We start from the raw sequence: 23,180 nt of genomic DNA, 5'->3' as shown, positions 1-23,180 counted from the left end.
GCCTCCTCTTCTGCGGGATCTCGTTCCCGTTTTGTGCTCGACCTGATTGTGGTGGCGGATGACCACTGTTGCCTCTACCCGGCAATAGCGGTCATCCGCTTCGGCGATCGTATTCAGTCCCGGAGCCCACCGGGGAAACAAGGGGCACCCTTTGTGCGCGGATGCGTGCCAGCATGTTCCGACCCAGGCCACGACAAGGGTCGGTTGGCGAATCATTGCGCAGTTCAACCAAGTTTTGCGAGGAGCTTGTCGACTGCGTAAGACCGTCAAAGGTGGTTTTTCTCTTCCTCGCCTGGCACACCGCCAGGCCCACTCTTCTTTTTTTTCATTTTCTTAACTCCAGTGGCTACCACCGTATTCCGGCCTTAAAAAATCGGGTTGTAGCGTCTTGACGCTCCCCGGTGACAGGCTTATACAAAGGGCGTGGTTCGCTGTCGTTGACAGCCCAGGTAGCCAAAACCTTCAAGGCTACGCCACGTTCGTGGTGGTTTACCCAAGTGCGATCAGCGTTCGGAAGCTCGCGCGGTTGCCGCTTAAGCGGTAATGAATGCCGACTACTCCATGCCTGCGGGTTACCACTGCAGACTCTCCTCTGCTGCACAGCTACTCACCCAGAAGCTTCATTCTGATGGTCATCGGCTTGCCGGTGGCGAGTCGTTCATCGCTCGCCTTCATCTTACCCACCCTGACGGGGCTCACTTCCCTGCCAGGGGCTGTGCGTCGCCGTTTTCCCTTGAAACTGGAGAACCACCATGGCCTACGCCAACCAATCCCAAGAAGCGACCTCTTACTTCAACCTGCACACCGTCGGTATCGGCTACCTCAACCGTGTTCGTGAAGTACAGGTCCGCCGCGGTCAGCCATTCATGGCCTGCGATATCGCAGCCTTGCATGGTGCCTCCGATGCAGTGGAGTACACCCGCTTTGATTGCAAAGTCGCTGGTGGCGAAGCTGACCGCTTGATTCGTCTCTATATGGACGCCGTCAAGGCCGAGAAAAAGGTCTTGCTGTCGTTCCGTATTGGTGACCTGTGGATCGACCCATTTCTCTATGAGAAAGGCGCGAAACAAGGCCAACCGGGCGCCAGTCTGAAAGGTCGTTTGCTGCTCATCGACTGGATCAAGGTCAATGGCAAGTTCGAATACAAAGCGCCCGCCAGGCAGGAAGCAACAGCACCTGCTGAGCCAGCGCCGATCAATGAACCCTCTCCAACGTCGGCTGATGCCAAAGCTGAGGATACCGACACCCCTACAGAGCCCAGGATTGAACCTGAATCTCCAACCACTCCCCGCACGGCCCGCCGTGTCGCCACACGTGCTGTTCAGTCCGCCTGAACAATCCACGCTTTTTACATCAAGGCGCTCGATCGAGCGCCTTTTCTTCAAACAGCACAGGAGAACCAATATGGAATGCTTCTGGCTTTGCGACGACTGCCTGTTCGGTGCGGCTTACGAGGACTACAGCACGTTATCGCTGTATCACTCGCCAGATGAGATCGAACAACGCATCGCCGCGATACATCGTGGGCTGGTTCGCTTAATGCCCATCAGTGCCGACTTCGATCCCGAAACCGGCTGGGGCATAAGAGCCTTTTCTCCGTTGCCTTGCGACAGTTGTGGTTCACCTATGCACGGTCAACGCCACCGATACAATCGGCTGTAAACCTGCATCACCTGCAAACGCCTGCAACTCCATACCCACCCTGGGGATACCACTCCCCTCGGGCGTGTACCCCTGATTATTCCCTTCGGAGGTAGCGCCATGAGCCCCCAACTCACACTGATTGAGACCTCGGATTTCGAGGCTGATCGCATTGTCCAAGAAAACCAGCTGATCGACGAAGCGCTGCATATTCTGGATCGTCGGTTTTTCGCCCGCGGGCCTATCCTGACGTCGCCTGACACCGTGGCGGCTTACCTAAAACTGCGTCTTGCGCAACAAGACCATGAAGTCTTTGGTGTGATTTTTTTGACGCCCAGCACCGGGTGCTGGCGTTCGAAATCCTCTTTCACGGCAGCATTGATGGCGCCAGCGTTTACCCCCGCCAAGTCGTTAAGCGTTCCCTCGCGCATAACGCTGCAGCCGTCATTTTTGTTCACAACCATCCCTCAGGGTGCACAGAGCCCAGCCAGGCGGACCGTGTTTTGACCGCACGGTTGAAAGAGGCCTTGGCATTGATCGACGTGTGCGTACTGGATCACTTCATCGTGGGTGAAGGTCGCCCGCTCTCCCTTGCCGAATACGGCTGGATTTAACCCTCACAGGCGCCTACGGGCGCCTTGTTCATTTCAATTCTGGAGAACCCTCATGAACCAAACCCTAGCCCTGCTCCCGGCTTCAAACCCATTTGCTCGCGGTTATGACAACCTTCATATCGAACGGCTGCTACTGATCACCTACGAAAACAACTACCCTCCCTGCTTTCGCCCCCTGCACTACTCACAGGTCCATTTGCCCGACGATGAACTACAGATGTTCCTCTGCATCTTCAATGAAGATTTCGCCTTGATCAGCGAAGGTCAATCCATTCCGGATGAGTTGGAAGAACGCTGTCAGTCCACCGGACTGGTGCGCCAAGTGATCTACGCCGTAATGGGAGAAATGCTCAACGAGCGGCATCATGTCGGCGATCTGTACTCCCTGGAAGATGCCGAAGCTGTGATCCGTCGCTTGAGCTTCGAGACAGGACACTACAGTCGAATCTGGGAGATCAGTACCACACACCTCACTGAAGAAGCATTGCGTTACGTGGAGCGCCGGGCTGGCAATTTCGACTCCAGACCATCCGGTCTGCTGTTCGAACCCTTTGCCCTGAAGGACTGCAATGGCGTCGGGTGTAAGCTGATCGGCACGCCCTGGACCGACGATAACCTGGTCAAAATCGAGGGCTGTTCTTACTCATCGCTGAGGCAACAGCAACTCGATGCCGGTACACCGGCAGCCTTGGTCAACGTACTGTATCTGGCGGCATTGGCGGATGTGCGCTTGTTGATTTTCGACCCCGACGCTGCCGTCTTGGACACGCTCGCCATTTTTGATGAATAGCAACGCATTTAGCGTTAACACGACCCGCCATAAATCGACTTTCTCACTGAATCGCTCCTTCACCTCATGTCAGGTTCTGCACTGAATCTGACATGAGGTTTTTTTCATGGAGCGTTTTTTTACGCCTGTCTGCCTGCTGGGTTTTTTGAGTGCCTGCAGCGCGCAAATCCCCACCCCATTGCCGACTAATCCAAAGATCGACAGTGGTTCCAATCGGACCCAGTTATCAAGGAGCCCAGCCGAAGCAAGCCATCCGGCGGAAATCCGTTATGGTCGCTATACGCTGGTGAGCACCGAGCCCACCACGGAGCAACGTGATCTTCTCGCTCAAATCATTGATGTGAACATACCGTCCAACTTTAATCCCTCGGTACAGGAGGCGATGCACTACGCGCTGCAGCGCTCGGGTTATTCGCTCTGCCCTGCCACCGAACCAGTAAAGACACTTTTCACTCGACCTCTGCCTGCAGCCCATTACCGGCTCGGCCCGGTTCCGTTACGCAGCGCACTACAGGTATTGGCTGGCTCCGCCTGGCAACTCATGACCAATGAGGTCAGCCGTTCGGTCTGCTTCGAACAGCAGAAAGCTGATGTCGGCATCGTGCCGGCTAAACCAGACTCGTCCCATCAGACGGAGGCACGGCCATGAAAGCCTCGACGTTTCAAACCATCATTGTTGGCTTACTTTGCCTGGCGGTCTCCGGACTGAGTGGTGGTTTGTATGACCAGTATCAACGCGTGACCGAGCTGGGAAATGCGAACGCCCAACACCTACAGATCCTGCAAACCTTGCAACGTGATTCGAGCGATCTCAAAGACGCGCAGGAGAAGCTGCAGCATGCACTGAAGGACCTGAAGCAGATGGTGGATTCCGGTGAACAACAGGCCAACACACTCGGCCCTATGTTGGATCAATGGGCACAAGAGATACAGGAGCTACGCGACGGTCTGGCAGACCGAGCCACCACAGCCGACATGAACGCGCTACGCGCACGACTTGAGCACGTCGAGCAGCAACTCCTGGACCTCAAGCCACAGCCAACACTTCCTCCACCGACATCTTCCCCGGCCAAACCGAAGAAAACCTCTCGCCCCAAGTCTGTACCGCTCCCGCCGCCATTCTCAGTGTTGAGTGTCGAGTCCCGTGGTGGCGAGCGCTTTCTGGCGGTCGCGCCTCCTGATAGTCGCTCGCTCAACGATACCCGGTTGCTGCACACCGGCGAGCAGCTTGGCACATGGCGACTGAAAGTGCTGGAGCCGAAGGCGGCCATCTTCGCAGTGGCTGCTCAGCCAGACCAGACAGTGCAACTCCCTTGAGAAGCGATCATGAACAGAGCCTCACTACTCCCCATCGTCTGTCTCGCTTCGCTACTGGCCATAGGCGCTGCGATGGGCAACCCCGTCACGACACCGTCAAGGAACCAGGACACGCAGGTCGCGCCCTTGGGGCGCTCTGACTCTGAACAGGCAGCGAGTTGGGGCCTGACCGAGCAGGAATGGACACGCTTCGAACAGATCCAAGCCGGTCCACGCGGTTTCTGGAGCCCGAACCTCGATCCGTTAACCGCCCTCGGGGTTGAGTCCAAGACCGACCAAGAGCGCCAGCGATATGCCGAATTACAGGTAGCACTGGAAGCCAAGCGCGCCGAGCGTGAATTGGCCTACCAAAACGCTTACACAGCGGCCTGGGCCAAGCTGTTTCCGGGGCTGTTGCCGGTTCAGGGTATGGCATCCCCGCCCTCGTCTAGCTCACCGGTAGAGCCGCGCCGAGCTCTGTTTGTCGAAGATCACTGCTCTGCGTGCACCGCCGAAGCACAGCGTCTGCAAAGCAGTGATACGGCGTTCGATATCTACCTGGTGGGCAGCCAAGGCGAGGATGAACGCGTCCGCAGCTGGGCTCGGCAAGCGGACATTGATCCGGCCAAGGTTCAACGCCGGCAGATCACCCTGAACCATGACCGTGGTCGCTGGTTCAGCCTGGGCGCCCCAAGACCATTACCCGTCACATTTCAACAGGTGAATGGACAATGGCAAAGTCTCGATTGATTGCTATTGCGCTCCAACTGGCAGTGCACGCGGTTCGGGCTGACGAACTTCCGCCTCCGGCTTATCAACTGGCGGCGCATGATGCCGACATCCCGTCTACGGTGTTGTTCGCGATTGCCTTACAGGAGAGCGGTATTCGCGTCCGTGGTCGACTGCTGCCGTGGCCGTGGACCCTAAATATAGCCGGAACACCCTACCGTTTCGCCACTCGCCAGGCCGCATGTCACGCCTTGCTCCAGGCGCTCAAACAATATGACGCTAAACGGGTCGACGCCGGACTTGGGCAAACCAACCTGGGTTATCACGGACAACGTTTTTCCAGTCCCTGCGAAGCTCTCGAACCCTACCGCAATCTGGCTGTGACTGCCGCCCTGCTGCAAGAGCATCACGCGGTCACCGGTGATTGGGTTTCAGCCGCTGGGCGTTATCACCGCCCTAGGGGAGGTTTACCCGCAGCGCGTTACCGCGATGGATTCTCCCGGCAACTCGCACGGCTACAAGCTTCCGCTGAACAAGGCACACCACCATGAAACGAATTCCTATTACCTATTACTTCTCCCTGCTCTTGGCTGCTTTCGCCCAGTCGAAACAATCCGTTGCAGAGGACCAGTTTGGCGGCTTCAACCGTCCCCATTTTCAAGTTGCCAGGCCGCCCATGAACAACAATCTCCAGCCTGGTCGCGCCATGCATGCGGACTTATCCACGTTTGCCGATGAAACCTGGATATTACCCGTTCGCAGCGCTCACTTGAGCCCCGGCCAAATCACGTCTCGCGCCCTAAACATGCCAGGCTTACGGCCATTTTTCCTGGTGGGTGAGGATACCCACTCACTGGCTTGGTTGCGTCAACGCGCGCCTGAACTGCAGGAAATGGGCGCAGCCGGTCTAGCGGTTGAAGTAACCGATACCGAAGCTTTGTCCCGGATTCGAGCCGCCGCGCCGGGCATCACCATCCTGCCGGTCAACGGTAACGACATCGCCACCCGCTTGCAGATCGAGCACTACCCCGTCTTGATCACCGCCACCTCACTGGAACAGTGAGTCCAGGTCATGGCCGAGCATGCGATGGAGTCCAAGCTCCGACCGGCGGTGGAGTTGTACACCGTAGCGATCTGCATCGCCGCCGCGGTGTTGTGCGTGTACTCGCCCTGGGCTGTGGCCCTGTCACCCGAGATCGGGCTGGTTGCGGCGCTGGCCTATACACTATTCGGCCTGATACGCCTGCGACAAGCATGGGAGGTACTGCGCTATCGGCGCAATATTCGCAGACTGCCCCGATACGAACTGACTAGTGGGGAAATCCCGGTCAGCCGCAAGCGTCTGTTTATGGGCAGAGGATTTCGCTGGACGCGCCTGCACACCCAGCGCTTGGTCGAGGCTCAGGATCCAGCGGTCGCCCATTATGTCGACCAACCAGCCCGTTATCGCCTAGCCCGTGGACTCGAACGGTCCCTTGAGCAGGCACCGTTTCCGCTCTCGACATTGGCCCGTGTCACTGCCTGGGACAGTGCCTTCAATCCATTGCGCCCTTTACCTCCGGTAGGAGGCTCACCGCTGCTGCATGGGGTCGAGCCCGATGAAACGGAAGTCAGTCTACCTCTGGGCGAACGGGTCGGTCACACCCTGGTGCTGGGCACGACCCGCGTCGGCAAGACGCGACTCGCCGAGGTATACATCACTCAAGACATTCACCGCGTTGAACATGAGGTAGTGATTGTCTTCGACCCGAAGGGCGATGCCGACTTGCTCAAGCGCATGTACGTCGAAGCCAAACACGCCGGTCGGGAGAAAGAGTTTTATGTCTTCCATCTTGGCTGGCCAGAAATCTCCGCGCGCTACAACGCGGTGGGACGTTTCGGGCGCATCTCGGAAGTGGCGTCGCGCATCGCCGGGCAGCTCAGCGGTGAAGGCAACTCGGCGGCCTTCCGTGAGTTCGCCTGGCGTTTCGTCAACATCATAGCTCGCGCTCTGATCGAGCTGGGCCGGCGCCCGGACTACCTGCAGATCCAGCGACATGTGGTTAACATCGACGCCCTGTTCATCGAGTACGCCCAGCAGTTTTTCGCCAAGACCGACCCGAAGGCGTGGGAAGTGATCGTCCAGCTCGAAGGCAAGCTCACAGAGAAGAACATTCCCCGGCATATGATAGGACGCGAAAAGCGGGTGGTGGCCATCGAGCAATACCTGGCGGTGAAGCGTGTATTTGATCCGGTAATGGACGGACTGCGTTCGGCGGTGCGCTACGACCGCACTTACTTCGACAAAATCGTGGCCTCGCTACTGCCGCTGCTGGAGAAACTCACCACCGGCAAGACCGCTCAGTTACTGGCTCCCAACTACACCGACCTGGATGACCCGCGGCCGATCTTCGACTGGATGCAGATCATCCGAAAACGCGGCATCGTCTACGTTGGCCTGGATGCGCTGACTGATGCCGAAGTGGCCGCCGCCGTGGGCAATTCAATGTTCGCCGACTTGGTCTCGGTCGCGGGACATATCTACAAACATGGCATTGACCATGGGCTGCCTCAATCTGGCAACGCTGGTGACAAACTGCCAATCAACCTGCATGCCGATGAGTTCAACGAGTTGATGGGCGATGAGTTCATTCCGCTGATCAACAAGGGGGGCGGTGCCGGTATCCAGGTAACCGCCTACACCCAAACCCTCAGCGACATCGAAGCACGTATCGGCAACCGCGCCAAGGCCGGCCAGGTGGTCGGCAATTTCAACACCCTACAGATGCTACGGGTACGCGAAACCGCGACCGCGGAACTGCTCACCCAGCAGTTGCCCAAGGTTAATGTGCTGACCAAGACCCTGGTCTCGGGTGCGACCGACACCTCCGATCCGGGGGCCAACACGGACTTCACCTCGTCCTCACAGGACCGTGTCAGCAGCACCAGTGTGCCGCTGATCGAGCCAGCACACATCGTTAGTTTGCCCAAAGGGCAGATGTTCTCCTTCCAGGCCGGTGGCCAGCTCTGGAAAGTTCGTATGCCGTTACCGAAACCTTCTAACGACGACGCCATGCCCAAGGACCTGCAGGAGCTCACTCAGATGATGCGGGCGACTTACAACCAGCAGGCGGGTCAATGGTGGAGGGCTAGCGGTGGTGGCCCGACTACAAACTTCGATTTGGATCAGGTGGGCTAGCCCGGTCTCACCACAGGAGTCGATGCAGCAGCAAGCTATTCAGAAAGTTTCGTGACGATACCAAATGCAAAGCACAATGGAGTGAACGATGGCGACTTCCGTCCGGAACACGCCGCCACAACAGACCCAGCGCTCAGGATTGCTCATCTCGGCGATCGGCTTAGTACTGCGCACTATCAGTTTGTTAATTGCCTCATTGCTGTTCTCGATCTTGATCGAGTGGGCTGGCCTGCTTTTCTTTTGGGGGGATCAAGGCTGGAGGCACAGCCAAGGCATGCTGACTAATGAACTGGGGTGGCTTAGCGCGCACTTCAAATCTTCACTCATTCTTCAACAACCCGGGCAGATGATTGTCCAGATACTGGATATCCTCACCCAGTGGCTTTTGGTCAAAACTGGATTTGCGGACTTCGCTCATCAGGCCCGGGTGTCGAGCCAGGGACACGGGTTCTGGCACTGGACCAATCAGCTCTACGTGAGTATTGAGGATTTCGTGCTGGCCGCGGTGTACGTTACCTTCACCTTCGTAGTGCGCCTGACCATTCTGGTCTTAGCCACGCCGCTGTTCTTACTGAGCATGCTCACTGGTTTTGTTGATGGATTAATGCGCCGTGATCTGCGCAAATTTGGCGCTGGGCAAGAAAGCAGTTTTGTCTATCACCGTGCTAAGCGAGCAGTGTTACCACTGCTAATCGTGCCCTGGATTATCTACCTATTCCTACCGTTTTCGCTCAATCCCATGGCGATTTACTTGCCTTGCGCGGTGATGGTCGGAATAGCAACTGCTATCACCGCGGCAACGTTCAAAAAACACCTTTGATAGAACGTACTGCTTGAATGTAATGCACGAGGTTGCTATAGCCAGAGAGAAAGGAACCGGGCTTCGGTGCGTGGGATTGTGGCGGTAAGGATGCTTGATGGCTCCGTTTTGTCAGGCCTGTAGGTTTAGGCATTCCAAGCCATCCTCGGCGTGTGAGAAAGTCCTGCAGCGGGCTGTAATAGACCACTTTTCGGCAGTAATCGGCCAAAAGGATACTACACAAGGGCTTATCCAATGCCGGTACACATACGCCAGTCAATGCCGACCACGGCCAATTCCTATATCGACTGGATTGCCGAACAGATGGGACACACCAATAGCACATGATCCGCCAGCACTATGCACATGGATCAACGAGGACGGCCCGGACGTGGTGGGTATGCTGCAACTGGCCTTGAAGCTTTCGCCCGTCACAGCTCAACATTAAAGCTACGCAACTCAATCCCATCGGCAAAGCGCCCTACAGCCGTCAGGCTGGTCCAAATGCGCAACGCCTCACGGCGCGAGCGTACCGCCAACCAGCTACTGCCAGAGCCGCCTAGGCGGATAGCCAGCGTCCACTTTTCCTCTTGTCGGCTGACCAGCGTATCGCGCACCGCGCCGCCTCCATCAGGGCGCGCAGTGCTTCTTCCTGAATCCGTTGTTCATGATTAAGCGTGCCTCCTGACTCGATCGGTAAAGTCGCTGACCTGGGTGGGTATCAGGCAATTCAACTTACCGAAGGTCGCCAGGTGCTGGATCATTGCTTCTTGACTGCCGGGTTCACGGGCGACCATGCGCCGGCAGGTCTTGTCCAGGATCAACACGGCCAGCTCCGGGTTTTCGACCCTCGCGGCATCGAAGGCCTGTGCGATAGCGATGGCCAGTTCGCCCAGGTCCGGGTCCTGCCGCTGAAGCGCCTTTAGCGCATTCATCTGCCGCGCAGTGATGGGTAGCGACACGTCGCTCTTCCTTAGTAAGCACGCTTCGACCAAGCGCAGCGGTAATGGTAGACCAGCCTGCCGGGGCCTGGTTTACGCAGGCAAACAAAAAGGCCCGCGCACCTGGTCAAAGTGTGGGGGCCTTTTGAACATAAGCGGCGATATCAGAATACTTCGCGTTGTTAGCCGCGGGATACCGTTGCGTCCGATACGTTGAGTAATCCCGCAGGGGGCATGCGCCGACGTTCGAAAGCTTCCCAGTGTTCGCGCCTGCGCTGTTCTCCGCAGCGCATGCACACGTATACATCCGGGCTCAACCCTAGGTAGTAGCCCTTTCTGATATAGGGATGGGGGCATTGGCTTGATGGATACCCGCCATTAACTTCATACGATTCAGTCATCATATAAAAACCTAAAAAAAGCCCGCACTTAGTGCGGGCAAAACAGGAGTAATACCTTGAGACTGATTGAGCGAACAGGCTCAGTATTGAGAGCCAAAGGATGCAGAGTCAGTTTAGTTTTTATTTGTCGCTGTCGACGAACGGCGAATAACAAGCGAGACGGAATTGTACAACCCGAACTATTTTGTACAACACAAAAATTCTGAACCTTCTTTCTGATGAAGTAACAAAAAAGTTCAGGGAGAAGCGATATGAAAAATTCTTTATATATCATCGAATACGAAATCCATGACGTACCTAAATCTTTCATCGTAAGAGCGGAGGTCATGAACAATGCGGAAGCTTGGCACTGGGCAGCGTGCGATGTAGGGATAGGGATCATCCCTAGGTTTCGGAACGAAAAAATAAAACGGATCAGCAAGCCAATGGGTGAGCGGTACGGCCTTACAAACGTGAGGTGGCGTCCGTCGGGTGATATCCCGTTTATCGCCCAAGCATATGTACCGCCCCCACCAGATTTGAGCGAGAAAGCGACCCAACTACACGATGACTGATGGCGCTTAGCTATAACGCGTTCTAATTTTTTCGGTTGTCCACCATGATGTACATCCTTTTAACGCTTTGGCTAAGTGCGGTGTTCATGACCCGCACGGAGTACTTGCGTCGGCACTTTGGGCAGCGCTGTTCAGATGCGGATGGAACCATGTAGGTGACCTCGCTCTCGCCAAGTTCGAGCGGTGCATCACATTTGATGCACTTGTGATCGTCGTAGTTAGCAAACATATCGGGTCGTCCATGAATAGTCGAACATATACCATCGACCATAAACGCCATGTATTCAATGAAAACGCTGATGAAGATTCAAACAAGCGCTTACTTGCCACCCTAATGCCAGCATTCGGAGATTAGTTAGCTAGCTGTCGCGCACTTCCGTCGACAGCCTGAGGGCGGAGTTCTGGCGGGTTTGCAGGTGGCTGACGAATTGCCGGGTGATCTCGCCGAAGTTGACGTCAGTGCCGATGGGCGTCCAGGTCGCGGCGATTTTTGCGAGGGATCGCGGCCCTCCATCATCAACGGCACCCATTGTTTGATCTGAGTCGGGTCTTCGGAATACTGCATCGGCCGGAACAGCGGGCTGGCCTGCAACGCCTCGTAGCGTTTTTTCAGGAAGCGGATGTTGTCGTCGCCCCACACGAAACTCATGTGCGGCATGGAGTTGATGAACGAGCGCGGGTTGTGCAGCACGCCGGTTTTGACTTGCCAGGCCAGGAACTGCCGGGTGATCTGGAACGCTTCGTTAATTTCCACGGCCTTGGTGATGTCGATCTTGCCGTCTTTTTCCGGGGTGTAGTTCAGCTCGGCGAGCGCCGAGTGGCCGGTGCCGGCATTGTTCCAGCCGTTGGAGCTCTCCTCGGCGACCTTGTCCAGGCGCTCGACCATCTCCATTGACCAACCCGGCTCCAATTCACTGAGCCACACCGCCAGGGTCGAACTCATGATCCCGCCCCCACCAGCATCACATCGACGCGCTTGGTTTCGGCGGCATACGCGTGCGGGATGCCCAGCGACAGGGCCAGGGCAGTCAGTGCCCCTTTGAGTGTCGGGTTGTTCATGGTTGCCTCCAAGACACGACGGTCGGTTTATTTCGGGGAGGACGTCGACTGCGCCGCATCGATGCACAGGTCGATGGCCACGGTGTCGAGTCGATCACGTTCCTGGGCTGCAAGGCTTTGCAGCGTTTTTGCGTAGACCGCGTCTGCGGCGTCCTTGAGCCGCTGCCACTCCTCCAGGCTGATGATCTCGCGCAGCACCAGCTCGTCGGCGCGGTTGATGAGGGTCCGATAAAAGTCGTCAAGCTGATCCAGGCGGTAGCTATCGTCTTCAAGCAAAAGGTGCCAGGCCCGAATCTCCATCGCTTTTTCGCTTTTTTCCATGCTCGCGCTCCTGCTGAGTAAAAAGCCCGTGCGCCTCAGTAACGCAATACAGCCGCCGCGCGGGTGTCGGTGGGCATCGAGCGCTCGGCAGGCACCACCACCACTTCGCCGCCCTGGCGGATAACGGCCAGGATCAGCTCGTCCAGCGCAGCGTCTTCCTCGGCGACCTGGGCGCCTGGCTCGCTGCCGTCAGCCTCCACCAGCAACAACGCCACCCGGCCTTCCAGCGTCGCATGCTCAATGTCCACCAGCCGCGAGGCATAAAGCCGCTGCCCTACGGCCACGCCAAATCGATCAAACGCGGTGTTCAGCGAATCCTCGTAGCGCTTGCTCATCACGGCGGTGCAGGCCTGCGCCAACTCGGTTGATGAGAGCGTGGCGGGGTCTTTACGCACGCCGTCCGCCAGCAGGAAGGGGTTGTGACTGAGCGCCCTGAACACGGCCTGGTTCTCGGGCAGCGCCACCAGCACCAACGGCAGTTTGCAGACGCGCGAACAGTGCTCGGTGATCGCTTTGTCGACGGCACGGAAGAACCGCTCGCGGTCCAGGTTCACTTCGTCCTGCTTACCGCCACCGCCCGACTCATGCATCATCGGATCGCCGCGCTCACCCGCGCCGCTGAACCCGTCGGGGTGGCCTTGCTGGTCACGGGAGGTCAGTTGATCGCCCAAGGCATCGGCCTGGGAAGTGGGCACCGCCTCCGGCAATTCGACTTGCTGCAGTGTCTGCGCGGCACCCTCGTAAACCCGCACGCTGTCCCGCGTCAGGCACAGCGCCTGGTAGCGTTCGGTCATTGGCGCCTGGCGCAGCAGCGGCCTGAGATAGGGGTGGCGGTTGACGATGGCGGTTTCTTGGACCATCCGATGCAACCCCACCACCAGAAAATACTCGGCGCCGCCAAAGATCGCGATCGAAGGCGGGCAGCTATTCCAGAATTCGGTGTCGGCCACCAGGTCATGAAACGGTGCAAGCAGCGTCTCGGCCTGCGCCTGATCAGCCAGCAGGCCTTCGAGGTCTTTGATGAGGTTCTTCAAACGAATCGGGTTTTGCGTGCGCTCGGGAAACGTCTGCTGGGCGGGCATGTAGACACTCAGGTTGGTGCGATCCGCCAGGGCCAGAAGCGTGTCCAGAGTGTCGCGGGTAAAGGTTTGAACGTGGACCATGGGGAGCCTCCTCAGTGTTTGTCCAGATCAGCCTGCCTGGCCAGGAAATCGTCTTCGAGCAGCGCGTCGATTTGCGCCGGCGATTCTTCCTGGACCGGAGGCGCCGTCAGATGCCCGGTGGATTCGACTTTGGGCGACAAGCGTCCCATCAGATGTTCCAGCGCGTGGTGGATTTTGCGCGCGGCGCCAGCGACGGCCAGCTCCAGGCTTTCCGCCTGATGCGTAACGGACAACGAGCTGTGGCCCTTGGGGCGCACTTCGATCTGGCAACGTTTGTCTTGCGGACCGGACTTCTGCGCATTCACGTCGCCCACGTGGATTTCCACGCGCGTCAGCATCGAGCTGTAGCGCTCGACCTCGTCAACCACTGTACTGCCTACCCACGCCTGAAGATCGGCACTGCCTTCAATATGATTACTGTCTACCTGTACCAGCATGGTCAATTCCTCTTCTGTCCTGAAAAGTAGGCTCGCCCAAGGGCGTCAACGGCCATGTAAGGTTCGAACCGAGGCTATTCTCACGCGTTCGTTCGGCAAACGGCGCAGGCCGATCAACGGCGTACTCCGCTCCGAGCACGCTCAGGCATCAGTGGTCCTGGACCATCGTCTGCATCTGCCAGAGCGTGCGGAAACGTCCCTGGCGGCGACGCAGTTCATCGGGTGCACCGTCCTGAACCACCTTCCCCTCTTCCAGCACCAGCACCCGGTCGAAGCTGGCGATGGTCGAGAGTCGGTGAGCCACCGCAAGTACCGTCCTGCCGCGCATCAGGTCCATCAGCGCGCACTGGATGATGGCCTCGGAATCGGAATCCAGTGCGGAGGTCGCCTCGTCGAGGATCAAGATTGGCGCGTTCTTCAGGAACGCCCGCGCCAGCCCCAGGCGCTGGCGTTGCCCGCCGGAAAGCGTCACGCCACGTTCCCCCACAAGCGTGTGATAACCATCAGGCAGCGCCTGCACGAACTCATCGCAGTAGGCTCGCCGGGCGGCATCAATAATCTGTTGCTCAGTCGCGCGCGGCTGGCCGTAGCCGATGTTTTCCAGGATGCTGCGATTGAACAGCGCCGGCTCCTGGGGTACCACGGCGATTTGCCGGCGCAGGCTGTCCTGGCTGACCGAGCGGATGTCCCGGTCGTCGATCAGGATCGCGCCGTTGTGCACATCGTCCAGACGCTGGAGCAAGCTGAGCAGCGTGGATTTTCCCGAACCCGAGGTACCGGCAATCCCGACGCTCTGGCCCGCAGGAATGTCCAGGAATAAATGGTTGAACACCTGGCGCCCGCCGGGGTATGCATAGCTGACGTCCAGCAATTTGATGCTGCCCCGGGTCGGCGCGAGTTCTTCCGGCGCATCGCTGAGTTCGTGCGGCTGCGCGATGATGCCGAGCGTTTCGGTGATGACGCCCATCTGCTGGCTGGCTTCCACCAGCGCCAGCGCCAATTCGCGCGAGCCGTGGAGGATACGAAACGTCAACGCGCTGACCATGACCACATCGCCCGCCGTAACCTGGCCCTGGCGCCACAGCAGGATCGCCCAGCCCAGCATTGACCCGGCCATGATGGACAGGCAGATATCGTGGAGCACGCGTGCCTTTTCCAGGTAGATCCAACTGCGCCGATGCGCGCCCGCCTCGACGCCTATCTCCCGCTCCAGCCTGACGCGCTCGCGCTCGCGCCCGGAGAACGCCTTGATCGTCCAGACATTGGACACCAGGTCGACAATCTCGCCCCCGACCTGCGCCGACTGCGAGGCGAAGGCGATATGCCGGTTCCTGCCACGCACGCCGACCACAGTGATCAACGCGGCCACCAGCACCACACACGCGATCAGGGCCAATGCCATTGAGCCGCGCACGGCGAACAACACCACTACGGCACCGATAAAATCCACGCACGGCGGTACGATGCGCCAGGCCAGGCCGCCGTATACCGTGTTGGCGGCGGCACCGGCCGCCGACACTCGATTAGCCAGCGAGCCGGCGAAATGCCGGTTGAAATAGCGCATCGGATGACCGGTCAGGTGATGAAAAAGGTCAACGCGCAGGTCGGCGCAACTGCCCACCACGGTATGGCAGCCGACCCAACCGCCCAACCGCCACAGCACGTTTTCCAACACGATCAACCCAATGAACAGACTGAACGCATGCCACACCTGGTCGGCCTGCGACTCTCCGGCCATGGCGTCCACCAGCAACTTCATGCCGTACTGCACCGCCACCGCGCAGCAGGCCGCGCCGATCACCAGTGACAACATCGCGCTGAAATGCAGCGGGCGCACCCTCACGTAGCGCCATAAAAACGCGCTGGCTGTCGTCGGCAAAGGCTCGTCGCGCAAGCGCTGGAAGATCATGTGCGCAGCCTCTGCGCCCGCCTTGCATCAAGCTCGCGCAAGCGTGCCTCGATACGCTCGGGCAGGGCTTTGAGCTGCAGGTGCAACGGGTGGAAAGGCGCGCGTTCGCCCTCTCCGTCGGCGTAGCCAAACACGCCGGTGGGGCAATAACGGCCATCATCCCAGCCGGGGTAATCGAGAAACGGGTACCAACAAATGCCTTGCACCGGCACCCCCCGTTCCAGCGACATCAGCACCTGGTCCACGACATAGCTCAACCAGGGCAAACGCTCCTGGTCCTCCGCCCCGGTTTCGGAGATCAGCAGCGGCCGCTGATAGCGTTGGTGCAACTCTTTGAGCATACCGGCGAGTGGGCGGTAATCCGACTCACCCAGCGCAATGCGCCCGCCGTGGAAATACCACTGATTATGCGGATAGAAATTCGCGCCGATGATATCCAGGTAATCCTCCTGCCCGCCCAGGCCCGGCCACTGGCGCCCGATCAGCATGTCCCAGGCCTCGAATTGGGCCACCCGGTAGCGTTCGGCGTTTTCAATGTCCTCGCTGCGCTGCGACTCGGAGACCACGTTGATCAGCGGGTCGCACTGCACGAAACGCGCAGCCGGCGCGCGCTCGCGAATCGCCTCGATCGCGGCGATGCTGGCGCGCACCAACTGGTGCTTGAGCTCCTGGCCGCGCCCGTGGGCATTGGGGTTGAAATAACCGACGTCGCCCCCCGCCCAGCTCCAGAACGATATCTCGTTGACCGGCGAATAGATCGGAACGCTGATACCTTCATCCGCCATCAGCCCTGCCACCGCGCCGGCAAAACGTGCGAACCGGTCGACAAACGACGGGCGCCAGACGTCCAGGTCATCCGGATACCCGTAATGGCAAAGGTCCCAGATCACTTGCACCTGGTGATCGCGCGCAGCCCTGAGCATCGGCAGGAAACTGCTCCAGTCGTAGCGACCGGAGCTGCGCTCGATCAGGTGCCAACGCAGGCCGTCACGGGCGCAACGCACATTCAGGCCCGCCAGTTGCGCGTAGTCCTTGTGTGCCCAGCGCGCGTGCCCGGTGGCGGCCAGCAAGTCCAGGCGCCGACCATCCTGGCGGCGCTGGCTGGAGCACTCATAGCCCGCCATCACGAAGCTGTTGAAGAGCGCGTGATGACCGCGCTCGCGGGGCTCCCTCTGGCTCTGCTCCGGCGGCGCGCTCATAACACATCGAGCCCGGCTGCAACGGTGGCTTCGCTGCTCGCGGCTTCAATGTCGCGGTACAACGCAAGCGCCTGGCCCACCACTTGGTCCATGTTGTAGTACTTGTAAGTACCCAGGCGCCCGAGAAACGTCACATTCGGCGTCTGCTCCGCGAGGGCCTTGTACCGCTTGTACAGCTCGACGTTTTCGGCGCGTGGAACCGGGTAATAAGGGTCGCCCTCATCGCAGGGAAACTCGCGAGTAATGCTGGTGCAGGGGTGGACCTGACCGGTCAGGTGCTTGTACTCGGTGATGCGCGTGTAGGGCACCTCCGGGTCCGGGAAGTTGACCACCGCCACCGGCTGATAGCGCTCCTGCTCGAGCGTCTGGTGCTCGAACCGCAACGAACGGTAGGGCAAGCGTCCCAACTGGAAATCAAAGTACTCGTCGATCGGGCCGCAATAGATCACGTGGTTGAATTTCACCTCATCGCGCACGTCCTTGAAGTCGGTATCCAGCAGCACGTCGATCCGGGGGTGATCGAGCATCTGCTCGAACATGCGCGTGTAGCCATCGCGGGGCATCATCTGGAAGGTGTCGGTGAAATAGCGGTCGTCTTCATTGGTGCGCGTGGGGATCCGCGAGGTCACCGACTTGTCCAGCGCGGAAGGGTCCAGGCCCCATTGCTTGCGGGTGTAGCCACGGAAGAATTTCTCGTAGAGCGTGCGCCCGATCTGATTGACCACCACGTCCTCCGACGTGCGAATCGTGGCCACCGGCTCCGCGCGCTCGGCCAAGAACACTTCGGCTTGCTCGGACGTCATCGACAAACCGTACAGTTTGTTAAGCGTGGTGAGATTGATGGGGATCGGCACCAGTTGCCCATCGACCTGCGCCAGCACACGGTGCTCATAGGGCCGCCACTCGGTAAAGCGCGACAGGTAGTCGACGATCCGCTGCGCGTTGGTGTGAAAGATGTGCGGACCGTAACGATGCACCAGTACCCCCGCCGCATCCGGGTGATCGTATGCGTTGCCGGCGATATGCGCGCGTCGGTCGATCAACAGCACGTTGCGCCCCAGCCCCTGGGCCAGCCGTTCGGCGATGACGCTGCCGGCAAACCCGGCACCGACGACCAGGTAGTCATAGACCCCGCGCCCGGGTTGGCAGGACGGTCCGGACTTGGCGGTTTCAAGGTTTATCTGAGGCATTCGATCTGCTCCTTCATAAAGCGGCACGTGTTGTCCCAAGACATCCCCTCAAGCGCCGCATCGGCACGTTTTAGGAAATCGGGCGTGCCTTTCAGGCGCAGAGCGCCTTCGATGGCGCTGACAAACGCGTCGGCAGTGTCGGCGATAAATACGGCACCGCTTTGGCCGTAGCCATTGACTACATCGCGTATCGGCGTCGAGACCACGGGGCAGCCGCCGGCTAGGTACTCGGGGGTCTTGGTTGGGCTGATGAAACGGGTGGACGCATTGAGCGCGAACGGCATCAGGGCCGCGTCCCAGCCGTTCAGGTAAGCTGGCAGCTCGGCGTATTGCCGCCCGCCCAGATAATGAATATTGGGGCGTCGCGGCAGGGTCTGCGGATCGATCTTGACCACTGGCCCAACCAATACGATCTGCCAGTCGGGACGCAACGCCGCCACATGGTCAACCAGCTCGATGTCGAAGCGCTCATCGATCACACCGAAAAAGCCTAGGCGTGGCCGCGCGACCGGCGCCTGGTCGGCAGGGTCCGCCAACGCGTTTCGTGCCTGCGCAAAATGGCCAATGTCGACGCTGCTAGGCACAGGGTGCGCATTGCCGTGCTGGTGCTGCTTGACCTCCCAGATGCTGAAACCGCCAGTGAACACCACGTCGGCCTTGTCCATGAGCAGCCGCTCCATGTGCACCAGTTGGGCCGGCGCGCCCTTGAACGCAGACAGCTCATCCATGCAGTCGAACACCGTGACCCGCGCCTGGAGGTGGTCGGTAAACGCCAGGCTCATGGGCGTGAAATACCAGAGCAGAAGATCACCTTGCACGGCCTTGGCAAGACGCTCATCCAGCAACCGTCGCTGCGCCTCGATCATCGCCTGCTCACCCAGGCCCTCAGGCAGGTGCGGGACGACCACCCGGATGCCCGCCGCCGGGCTCGACGTTTCCAGGCGAGGAGGCTCGCCACCGCCTACCACCGGTTCTTCGAAGAAGATCACGTCGTAGTCTTTCGCCAGGCGCGACATCACATGCTGCGGACGCTGGTAGACGAACTCCCAGCGCAAATGGGATAGGCACACCAGCGTAGGACGGGCCTGGCTGGCGGATTCAACAGGACTTAGCCCACTTACTTGGGCAAACGGCACGGGCTGTTCCGAAAGGTTCATATCAACGTCCTTATCAAGCGAAAAGATGACGGCTCATGCATCGAGCCCTTTGGCCATACCGTGTCGATACGGCAAGTGCACAACAGTCTTTATCCAGGCTATTCGGCTCTTGAAAGTTGGAAGCACGGTCGTCGCAGGTCGTTCAGTGCAAGAATCAGCGCAGCCGATGAACTGCATATACCGATCAGTCAAACGGCTTGAACTCCTCCTAGAAAGCGACCCCTACCTTGAACAGTCAGCTGCACAAACAGCGCTGACCGAACTGAGGAAACAGGCATCGGGTAGATGCCAGGCGAACGAGGGCGAGCGCATGATTTTGATTACGGGCGGTGCGGGATACATCGGTGCGCACGTCGCATTGGAATTGATGGTCCGAGGCGAAGAAGTGTTGATACTGGATAATTTGTGCAATAGCCGTCGCTCGACGATCGACCGGGTAAGCGCCTTGGCGGGCAAGCGGCCGGAGTTCATTTATGGCGACGTGCGTAATCGACGGTTGCTCGACAGGCTGCTGCGTGACTACCCCATCGACGCCGTAGTGCATTGCGCGGGGTTGAAAGCCGTCGGCGAGAGCGTGCGCGAGCCATTGCGCTACTACGACACCAATGTCGGCGGCAGCGTGGTGCTTTGCCAGGCCATGGCAAAGGCCGGCGTATTCCGGTTGGTGTTCAGCTCATCCGCAACGGTGTATGGGGATTGCACCCGCATGCCAATCAACGAAGCGTGCGCCACCGGGCAACCGACCAACCCGTACGGGATGTCGAAGCTGATGTGTGAAAACGTTATGAAAAGCGTGGCTAGCTCTGACCCGCGCTGGTCGATAGGCCTGCTGCGCTACTTTAACCCAATCGGTGCCCATGCCTCCGGCCTGCTGGGCGAAGCGCCGACCAGCACACCGAACAATCTATTGCCCTATCTGCTTCAGGTTGCCAGTGGCGAGCGGCAAGCGTTGTCAGTGTACGGCAAGGACTACCCGACCCCGGACGGCACCGGCGTTCGCGATTACATCCATGTCGTCGATCTAGCGTTGGGGCATATCAGCGCGCTAGAAGCGTTGCGCGAACGCTGTGGCGTCAGTATTTGGAACCTGGGAACGGGGCGCGGGTATTCGGTGCTGGATGTGATCAACGCCTTTGAAAAGGTGAGCGGCGTCAGGATCCCGCTGAATTTCGAAGCGCGTCGCCCAGGCGACATAGCCTGCTGCTGGGCCGACCCCCAAAAGTCCATCGACGAGCTGGGCTGGCAAGCGCGCTTTTCACTGGAGCAAATGCTCTACGACGCGTGGCGCTGGCAAATCAACCAGCGTGAGCATAAGGCGATTTGGCAGACAAAGTGAAGCGCACACATTGGCAGGGAACATTGATTCAGACACACCGGAGTCAGCGCTGGAATGGAGGAGATGTCTCAAGAAGTCATCTTTTGGCTCGAAGCGCGTGGGACTGGGTTCCGCAATTTCCCTGCAAATGTAGCGCCGTTCGTGAACTGGGAGTCAAATGCGGCCCTCCTGCTCCAAATAAGATATAAACCCTGAAGACGGGCAGCAACCAAGGGCAGCGTTGCGCACCCATGCTGTTTGAGCACATCCAGAAAGGCGAGCTCGACCCGTCGTTTCTACTGACCTATCCGATGAACCCTGAGGCAGTGCGCGTAGTTTCACGCCCATGTCCGGCGCGAAACTACGCATCGCGCAAACCGTCAGCTCACTTGGGCAAGCAGGTCGTCGCGAATGAATTGGCTAACCGTCGCTAAGTGTGTTTCCTCCTGCTGCAACGCATGCTCGAAGCGCTTCGCAATCAGCGGATGGCCACCTGCGCGGGCGAGCTCAATCAACAAATCCCACGCCGCGTTGTCCTCCAATTCAATGGTCAGGATCGCACTCATCGACTGCGACACAGTCGTGCGTGGGTCAGTCAGTACCTGCAGAACACCCATGGCCTTGACCCCGGCCACGTCCGCGCACGGCGTCATGGCGGTGGGGTCGGCGCCCAGGGTTTCGATGGCTTCGCGCACCAGGTCCATGTGCTCTAGTTCTTCGGCCTGGATCTGGCGCAGGGTGCCCACCAATGCGGGGTTGGCGCCCGGTGCGGACATGGCCTTGGCCACCATCGCTTCATATAAACGTACGCCAGTGCGCTCGAAAGCCAGGCGCTCGCCGAGCTTGTCGAGCAGCACTTCAGGCGCCTTGCCTATAGTTTTGTCCAGCGCAGTCTTGACCACACCCTTAGCGCTACCTGGAGACGGCACCGAACCGATCAGGTCGGCTTCGCGAATAGCACTCTCGCGCGCGGCGGTGTAGGCGCCCATGTCGCCCGGGACATCGGCGGGAAACATGCGCGTAGCTTCCAATTGGCGTGCAGTGCCTTCAGGCGACATCTGCGCGCCGGTGCGGTTGGTGCCGATGATCACTTGACGTTCGCTCATTGCTGTTCTCCCGCTGGGTTGAGTTCGGTGCCCGGTTTGAAGGCGTAGCCAGCTGACACCACGTTGGCTGGAACGCCCTCACTGTTAAGGCGTGCGCGTTGATCCAGAGACGCCTGCCCTTCCCTTTCCTTTGGTAAGTAATTGATACCATGGGCGCGCAGGTCGACCTCGCGAGACAAGGTCTCGCGCACGAAATCGCGCTGGCTCTTGAACTCGATCATGCGCGGCAGCGGGCCGGCCAATACCTCGGCGGGATCGCGGCGTTCATATTGCTTGAATAACTCGCAGGCCAGGTTCAGGTGTCCCAATTCATAGTCGACGAAGCGTTCCCAGAGCGCCTTGATGCGCGGATTTTCTTCCTGCTCGGCGCAACTGGCGTAGGTGTAGACCTCCATCGCCTCATGCACCAGCCACTTTTCCATGAAGGTTTCGCTGGGGTCCTGCAACGAACCGTACTGGGTCACATGTTGCTCCTCGACCGAGGCGATTTCGGCGTACAGCGCGCGAGCCACCGGGTCGGCGAACAGCGGACCGATGTTCATGTAATAGTCGTGTGTCTGGTATTCGGCCCCGGTGATCAGTGCGGCGTGAATCTTGGTGATCAGTGCGGCACTGTCTTTCTGATAGTTGTCTCGCAGGTCATCGCCGGGGGCGCGGTGATGTTCGCTGGTAGGCCTGCCGGGTACGAGGTCGGTGTAGCCCTGCAGAATATTGTTGGCGTCCTTTCCCTCTAGCCGGTCGAGCATAGCGGCGTAGCGGTAGAGGTGGTCGAAGTCTTCCAGCAAGCCAAAGCGATAGGTTTGGGCCTGGTAGGGGTCGGGCTCATTCTGGGCGACGGCGGCGGTCACCTCGATCGCTACCTGCTCGTAGGCAACGGTGGTTTCCAAGGGAGAATGATCCGCGGACAGCAGCCAGTTGACCGCCGTCATCTGGTGCTGCTCGACACGGCGGATCTGTGCCAGCGGCAGCTGCAACTCTTTGTGAAACCGCGAGCCGAAGTGCTTGAGTCGTAAGGCGTCGGATTCAACGCCGTTCATCAAAATCACCCGTACCCGGGTGAATGCATCATCGTCCAGCTTACTGATCGGCTTGCCGGCCAGATCGCGCCAGGTAAAGCTCTGCTTGTCCAAGGGCGTGCCCTTGTTGTCCAGCAGATTATCGATTTTGGACATTGGTCGATCTCCTTCATCAGTCATCACCAAGTGAATGTTTCAACGAGCCGGCACCTGAATTCTCCGCTCTAATTGATGACAAAGAGATCTGAGGAGGGCATCGAAATTTTTTGATCATCCTCAGACGAACGGTTAGCTACGACGGCTAGTCGCACATGCAACCAGACTCCGCAACTGTAGTCGCCAAGCGGTTGCACCCGTAAAGGGCA

Annotated in this window: 22 protein-coding genes and 4 pseudogenes; 14 read left to right on the top strand and 12 right to left on the bottom strand. The window is 58.9% G+C overall.

Annotated elements, in window-relative coordinates; genetic code table 11:
- The first annotated feature begins 752 nt into the window (after positions 1-752).
- From C4J90_RS09860 to C4J90_RS27070, 12 genes and pseudogenes are all read left to right on the top strand, one after another.
- Positions 753-1,334, top strand: coding sequence for an STY4534 family ICE replication protein (locus C4J90_RS09860; protein WP_124403719.1), 582 nt, complete (start codon positions 753-755; stop codon positions 1,332-1,334).
- 70 nt (positions 1,335-1,404) lie between these two features.
- Positions 1,405-1,662: a hypothetical protein gene (locus C4J90_RS09855; protein ID WP_124403718.1), complete on the top strand. Its 258-nt coding sequence runs from the start codon at positions 1,405-1,407 to the stop codon at positions 1,660-1,662.
- A 99-nt stretch (positions 1,663-1,761) separates the two neighbouring features.
- A pseudogene (gene radC / locus C4J90_RS09850) lies at positions 1,762-2,255 on the top strand (DNA repair protein RadC).
- 52 nt (positions 2,256-2,307) lie between these two features.
- Complete coding sequence (locus tag C4J90_RS09845; RefSeq protein ID WP_124419695.1) at positions 2,308-3,045, top strand: ABC transporter substrate-binding protein; 738 nt, start codon at positions 2,308-2,310, stop codon at positions 3,043-3,045.
- A gap of 106 nt (positions 3,046-3,151) precedes the next feature.
- Complete coding sequence (locus tag C4J90_RS09840; protein ID WP_124403715.1) at positions 3,152-3,694, top strand: PilL N-terminal domain-containing protein; 543 nt, start codon at positions 3,152-3,154, stop codon at positions 3,692-3,694.
- On the top strand, positions 3,691-4,362 hold the full coding sequence (locus tag C4J90_RS09835; RefSeq protein WP_124403714.1) for a chemotaxis protein: 672 nt from the start codon (positions 3,691-3,693) through the stop codon (positions 4,360-4,362). Before C4J90_RS09840 ends, C4J90_RS09835 begins: the two co-directional genes overlap by 4 nt.
- Before the next feature lie 9 nt (positions 4,363-4,371).
- Positions 4,372-5,091: a TIGR03759 family integrating conjugative element protein gene (locus tag C4J90_RS09830; protein WP_124362200.1), complete on the top strand. Its 720-nt coding sequence runs from the start codon at positions 4,372-4,374 to the stop codon at positions 5,089-5,091.
- Positions 5,073-5,621 carry a lytic transglycosylase gene (locus tag C4J90_RS09825; protein ID WP_124362199.1) on the top strand — a complete coding sequence of 183 codons (549 nt, stop codon included), beginning with the start codon at positions 5,073-5,075 and terminating at the stop codon, positions 5,619-5,621. Before C4J90_RS09830 ends, C4J90_RS09825 begins: the two co-directional genes overlap by 19 nt.
- Complete coding sequence (locus C4J90_RS09820) at positions 5,618-6,133, top strand: integrating conjugative element protein (RefSeq protein ID WP_124362198.1); 516 nt, start codon at positions 5,618-5,620, stop codon at positions 6,131-6,133. The genes C4J90_RS09825 and C4J90_RS09820 overlap by 4 nt, the downstream gene beginning before the upstream one ends.
- 9 nt (positions 6,134-6,142) lie before the next feature.
- The gene (traD, locus tag C4J90_RS09815) at positions 6,143-8,248 is read left to right on the top strand and encodes a type IV conjugative transfer system coupling protein TraD (RefSeq protein WP_124362197.1); all 2,106 of its coding nucleotides are present in this window, start codon (positions 6,143-6,145) and stop codon (positions 8,246-8,248) included.
- Positions 8,249-8,336: 88 nt separating this feature from the next.
- Positions 8,337-9,068 carry a TIGR03747 family integrating conjugative element membrane protein gene (locus C4J90_RS09810; protein WP_124362196.1) on the top strand — a complete coding sequence of 244 codons (732 nt, stop codon included), beginning with the start codon at positions 8,337-8,339 and terminating at the stop codon, positions 9,066-9,068.
- A 232-nt stretch (positions 9,069-9,300) separates the two neighbouring features.
- Positions 9,301-9,495, top strand: a pseudogene (locus C4J90_RS27070) (site-specific integrase); the annotation flags it as partial.
- Here C4J90_RS27070 and C4J90_RS09800 read toward each other — a convergent pair.
- A pseudogene (locus C4J90_RS09800) lies at positions 9,479-9,678 on the bottom strand (hypothetical protein). The pseudogenes C4J90_RS27070 and C4J90_RS09800 sit on opposite strands and share 17 nt — an antisense overlap.
- Before the next feature lie 40 nt (positions 9,679-9,718).
- Positions 9,719-10,009 carry a hypothetical protein gene (locus C4J90_RS09795; RefSeq protein ID WP_124362195.1) on the bottom strand — a complete coding sequence of 97 codons (291 nt, stop codon included), beginning with the start codon at positions 10,007-10,009 and terminating at the stop codon, positions 9,719-9,721.
- A gap of 631 nt (positions 10,010-10,640) precedes the next feature.
- On the opposite strand from C4J90_RS09795, the gene C4J90_RS09790 reads away from it, so the two are divergent.
- On the top strand, positions 10,641-10,943 hold the full coding sequence (locus C4J90_RS09790; protein WP_124362194.1) for a DUF6555 family protein: 303 nt from the start codon (positions 10,641-10,643) through the stop codon (positions 10,941-10,943).
- Between the two features lie 365 nt (positions 10,944-11,308).
- Here the strand turns inward: C4J90_RS09790 and C4J90_RS09785 are convergent.
- From C4J90_RS09785 to C4J90_RS09750, 8 genes and pseudogenes are all read right to left on the bottom strand, one after another.
- Positions 11,309-12,002 (bottom strand): annotated as a pseudogene (locus tag C4J90_RS09785) (malate:quinone oxidoreductase); the annotation flags it as partial.
- Positions 12,003-12,029: 27 nt separating this feature from the next.
- Positions 12,030-12,323 (bottom strand): hypothetical protein, encoded by a 294-nt coding sequence (locus tag C4J90_RS09780; protein WP_124362193.1) that lies wholly within the window; start codon positions 12,321-12,323, stop codon positions 12,030-12,032.
- A 35-nt stretch (positions 12,324-12,358) separates the two neighbouring features.
- Complete coding sequence (locus tag C4J90_RS09775; RefSeq protein ID WP_124362192.1) at positions 12,359-13,486, bottom strand: hypothetical protein; 1,128 nt, start codon at positions 13,484-13,486, stop codon at positions 12,359-12,361.
- Positions 13,487-13,497: 11 nt separating this feature from the next.
- Entirely contained in the window at positions 13,498-13,923 is a 426-nt protein-coding gene (locus C4J90_RS09770; protein WP_124403711.1) for an HPF/RaiA family ribosome-associated protein, read from the bottom strand.
- 148 nt (positions 13,924-14,071) lie between these two features.
- Entirely contained in the window at positions 14,072-15,832 is a 1,761-nt protein-coding gene (locus C4J90_RS09765; RefSeq protein ID WP_124362190.1) for an ABC transporter ATP-binding protein, read from the bottom strand.
- The gene (locus tag C4J90_RS09760; protein ID WP_124362189.1) at positions 15,829-17,031 is read right to left on the bottom strand and encodes a beta-glucosidase; all 1,203 of its coding nucleotides are present in this window, start codon (positions 17,029-17,031) and stop codon (positions 15,829-15,831) included. The genes C4J90_RS09765 and C4J90_RS09760 overlap by 4 nt, the downstream gene beginning before the upstream one ends.
- The gene (gene glf / locus C4J90_RS09755; RefSeq protein ID WP_124362188.1) at positions 17,028-18,221 is read right to left on the bottom strand and encodes a UDP-galactopyranose mutase; all 1,194 of its coding nucleotides are present in this window, start codon (positions 18,219-18,221) and stop codon (positions 17,028-17,030) included. The genes C4J90_RS09760 and glf overlap by 4 nt, the downstream gene beginning before the upstream one ends.
- Entirely contained in the window at positions 18,209-19,378 is a 1,170-nt protein-coding gene (locus C4J90_RS09750; protein WP_124362187.1) for a glycosyltransferase family 1 protein, read from the bottom strand. The genes glf and C4J90_RS09750 overlap by 13 nt, the downstream gene beginning before the upstream one ends.
- 310 nt (positions 19,379-19,688) lie before the next feature.
- On the opposite strand from C4J90_RS09750, the gene galE reads away from it, so the two are divergent.
- Complete coding sequence (gene galE / locus C4J90_RS09745; protein WP_124362186.1) at positions 19,689-20,714, top strand: UDP-glucose 4-epimerase GalE; 1,026 nt, start codon at positions 19,689-19,691, stop codon at positions 20,712-20,714.
- Between the two features lie 359 nt (positions 20,715-21,073).
- Here the strand turns inward: galE and C4J90_RS09740 are convergent, their stop codons facing one another.
- On the bottom strand, positions 21,074-21,799 hold the full coding sequence (locus tag C4J90_RS09740) for a ferritin-like domain-containing protein (RefSeq protein WP_124362185.1): 726 nt from the start codon (positions 21,797-21,799) through the stop codon (positions 21,074-21,076).
- Positions 21,796-22,971, bottom strand: coding sequence for a hypothetical protein (locus C4J90_RS09735; RefSeq protein ID WP_124403710.1), 1,176 nt, complete (start codon positions 22,969-22,971; stop codon positions 21,796-21,798). Before C4J90_RS09735 ends, C4J90_RS09740 begins: the two co-directional genes overlap by 4 nt.
- Positions 22,972-23,180: the final 209 nt, after the last annotated feature.

It is taken from the genome of Pseudomonas sp. R2-60-08W, from assembly GCF_003852335.1.
Taxonomy (GTDB): Bacteria; Pseudomonadota; Gammaproteobacteria; order Pseudomonadales; family Pseudomonadaceae; genus Aquipseudomonas.
This window is presented reverse-complemented; position numbering and strand designations above follow the sequence as displayed.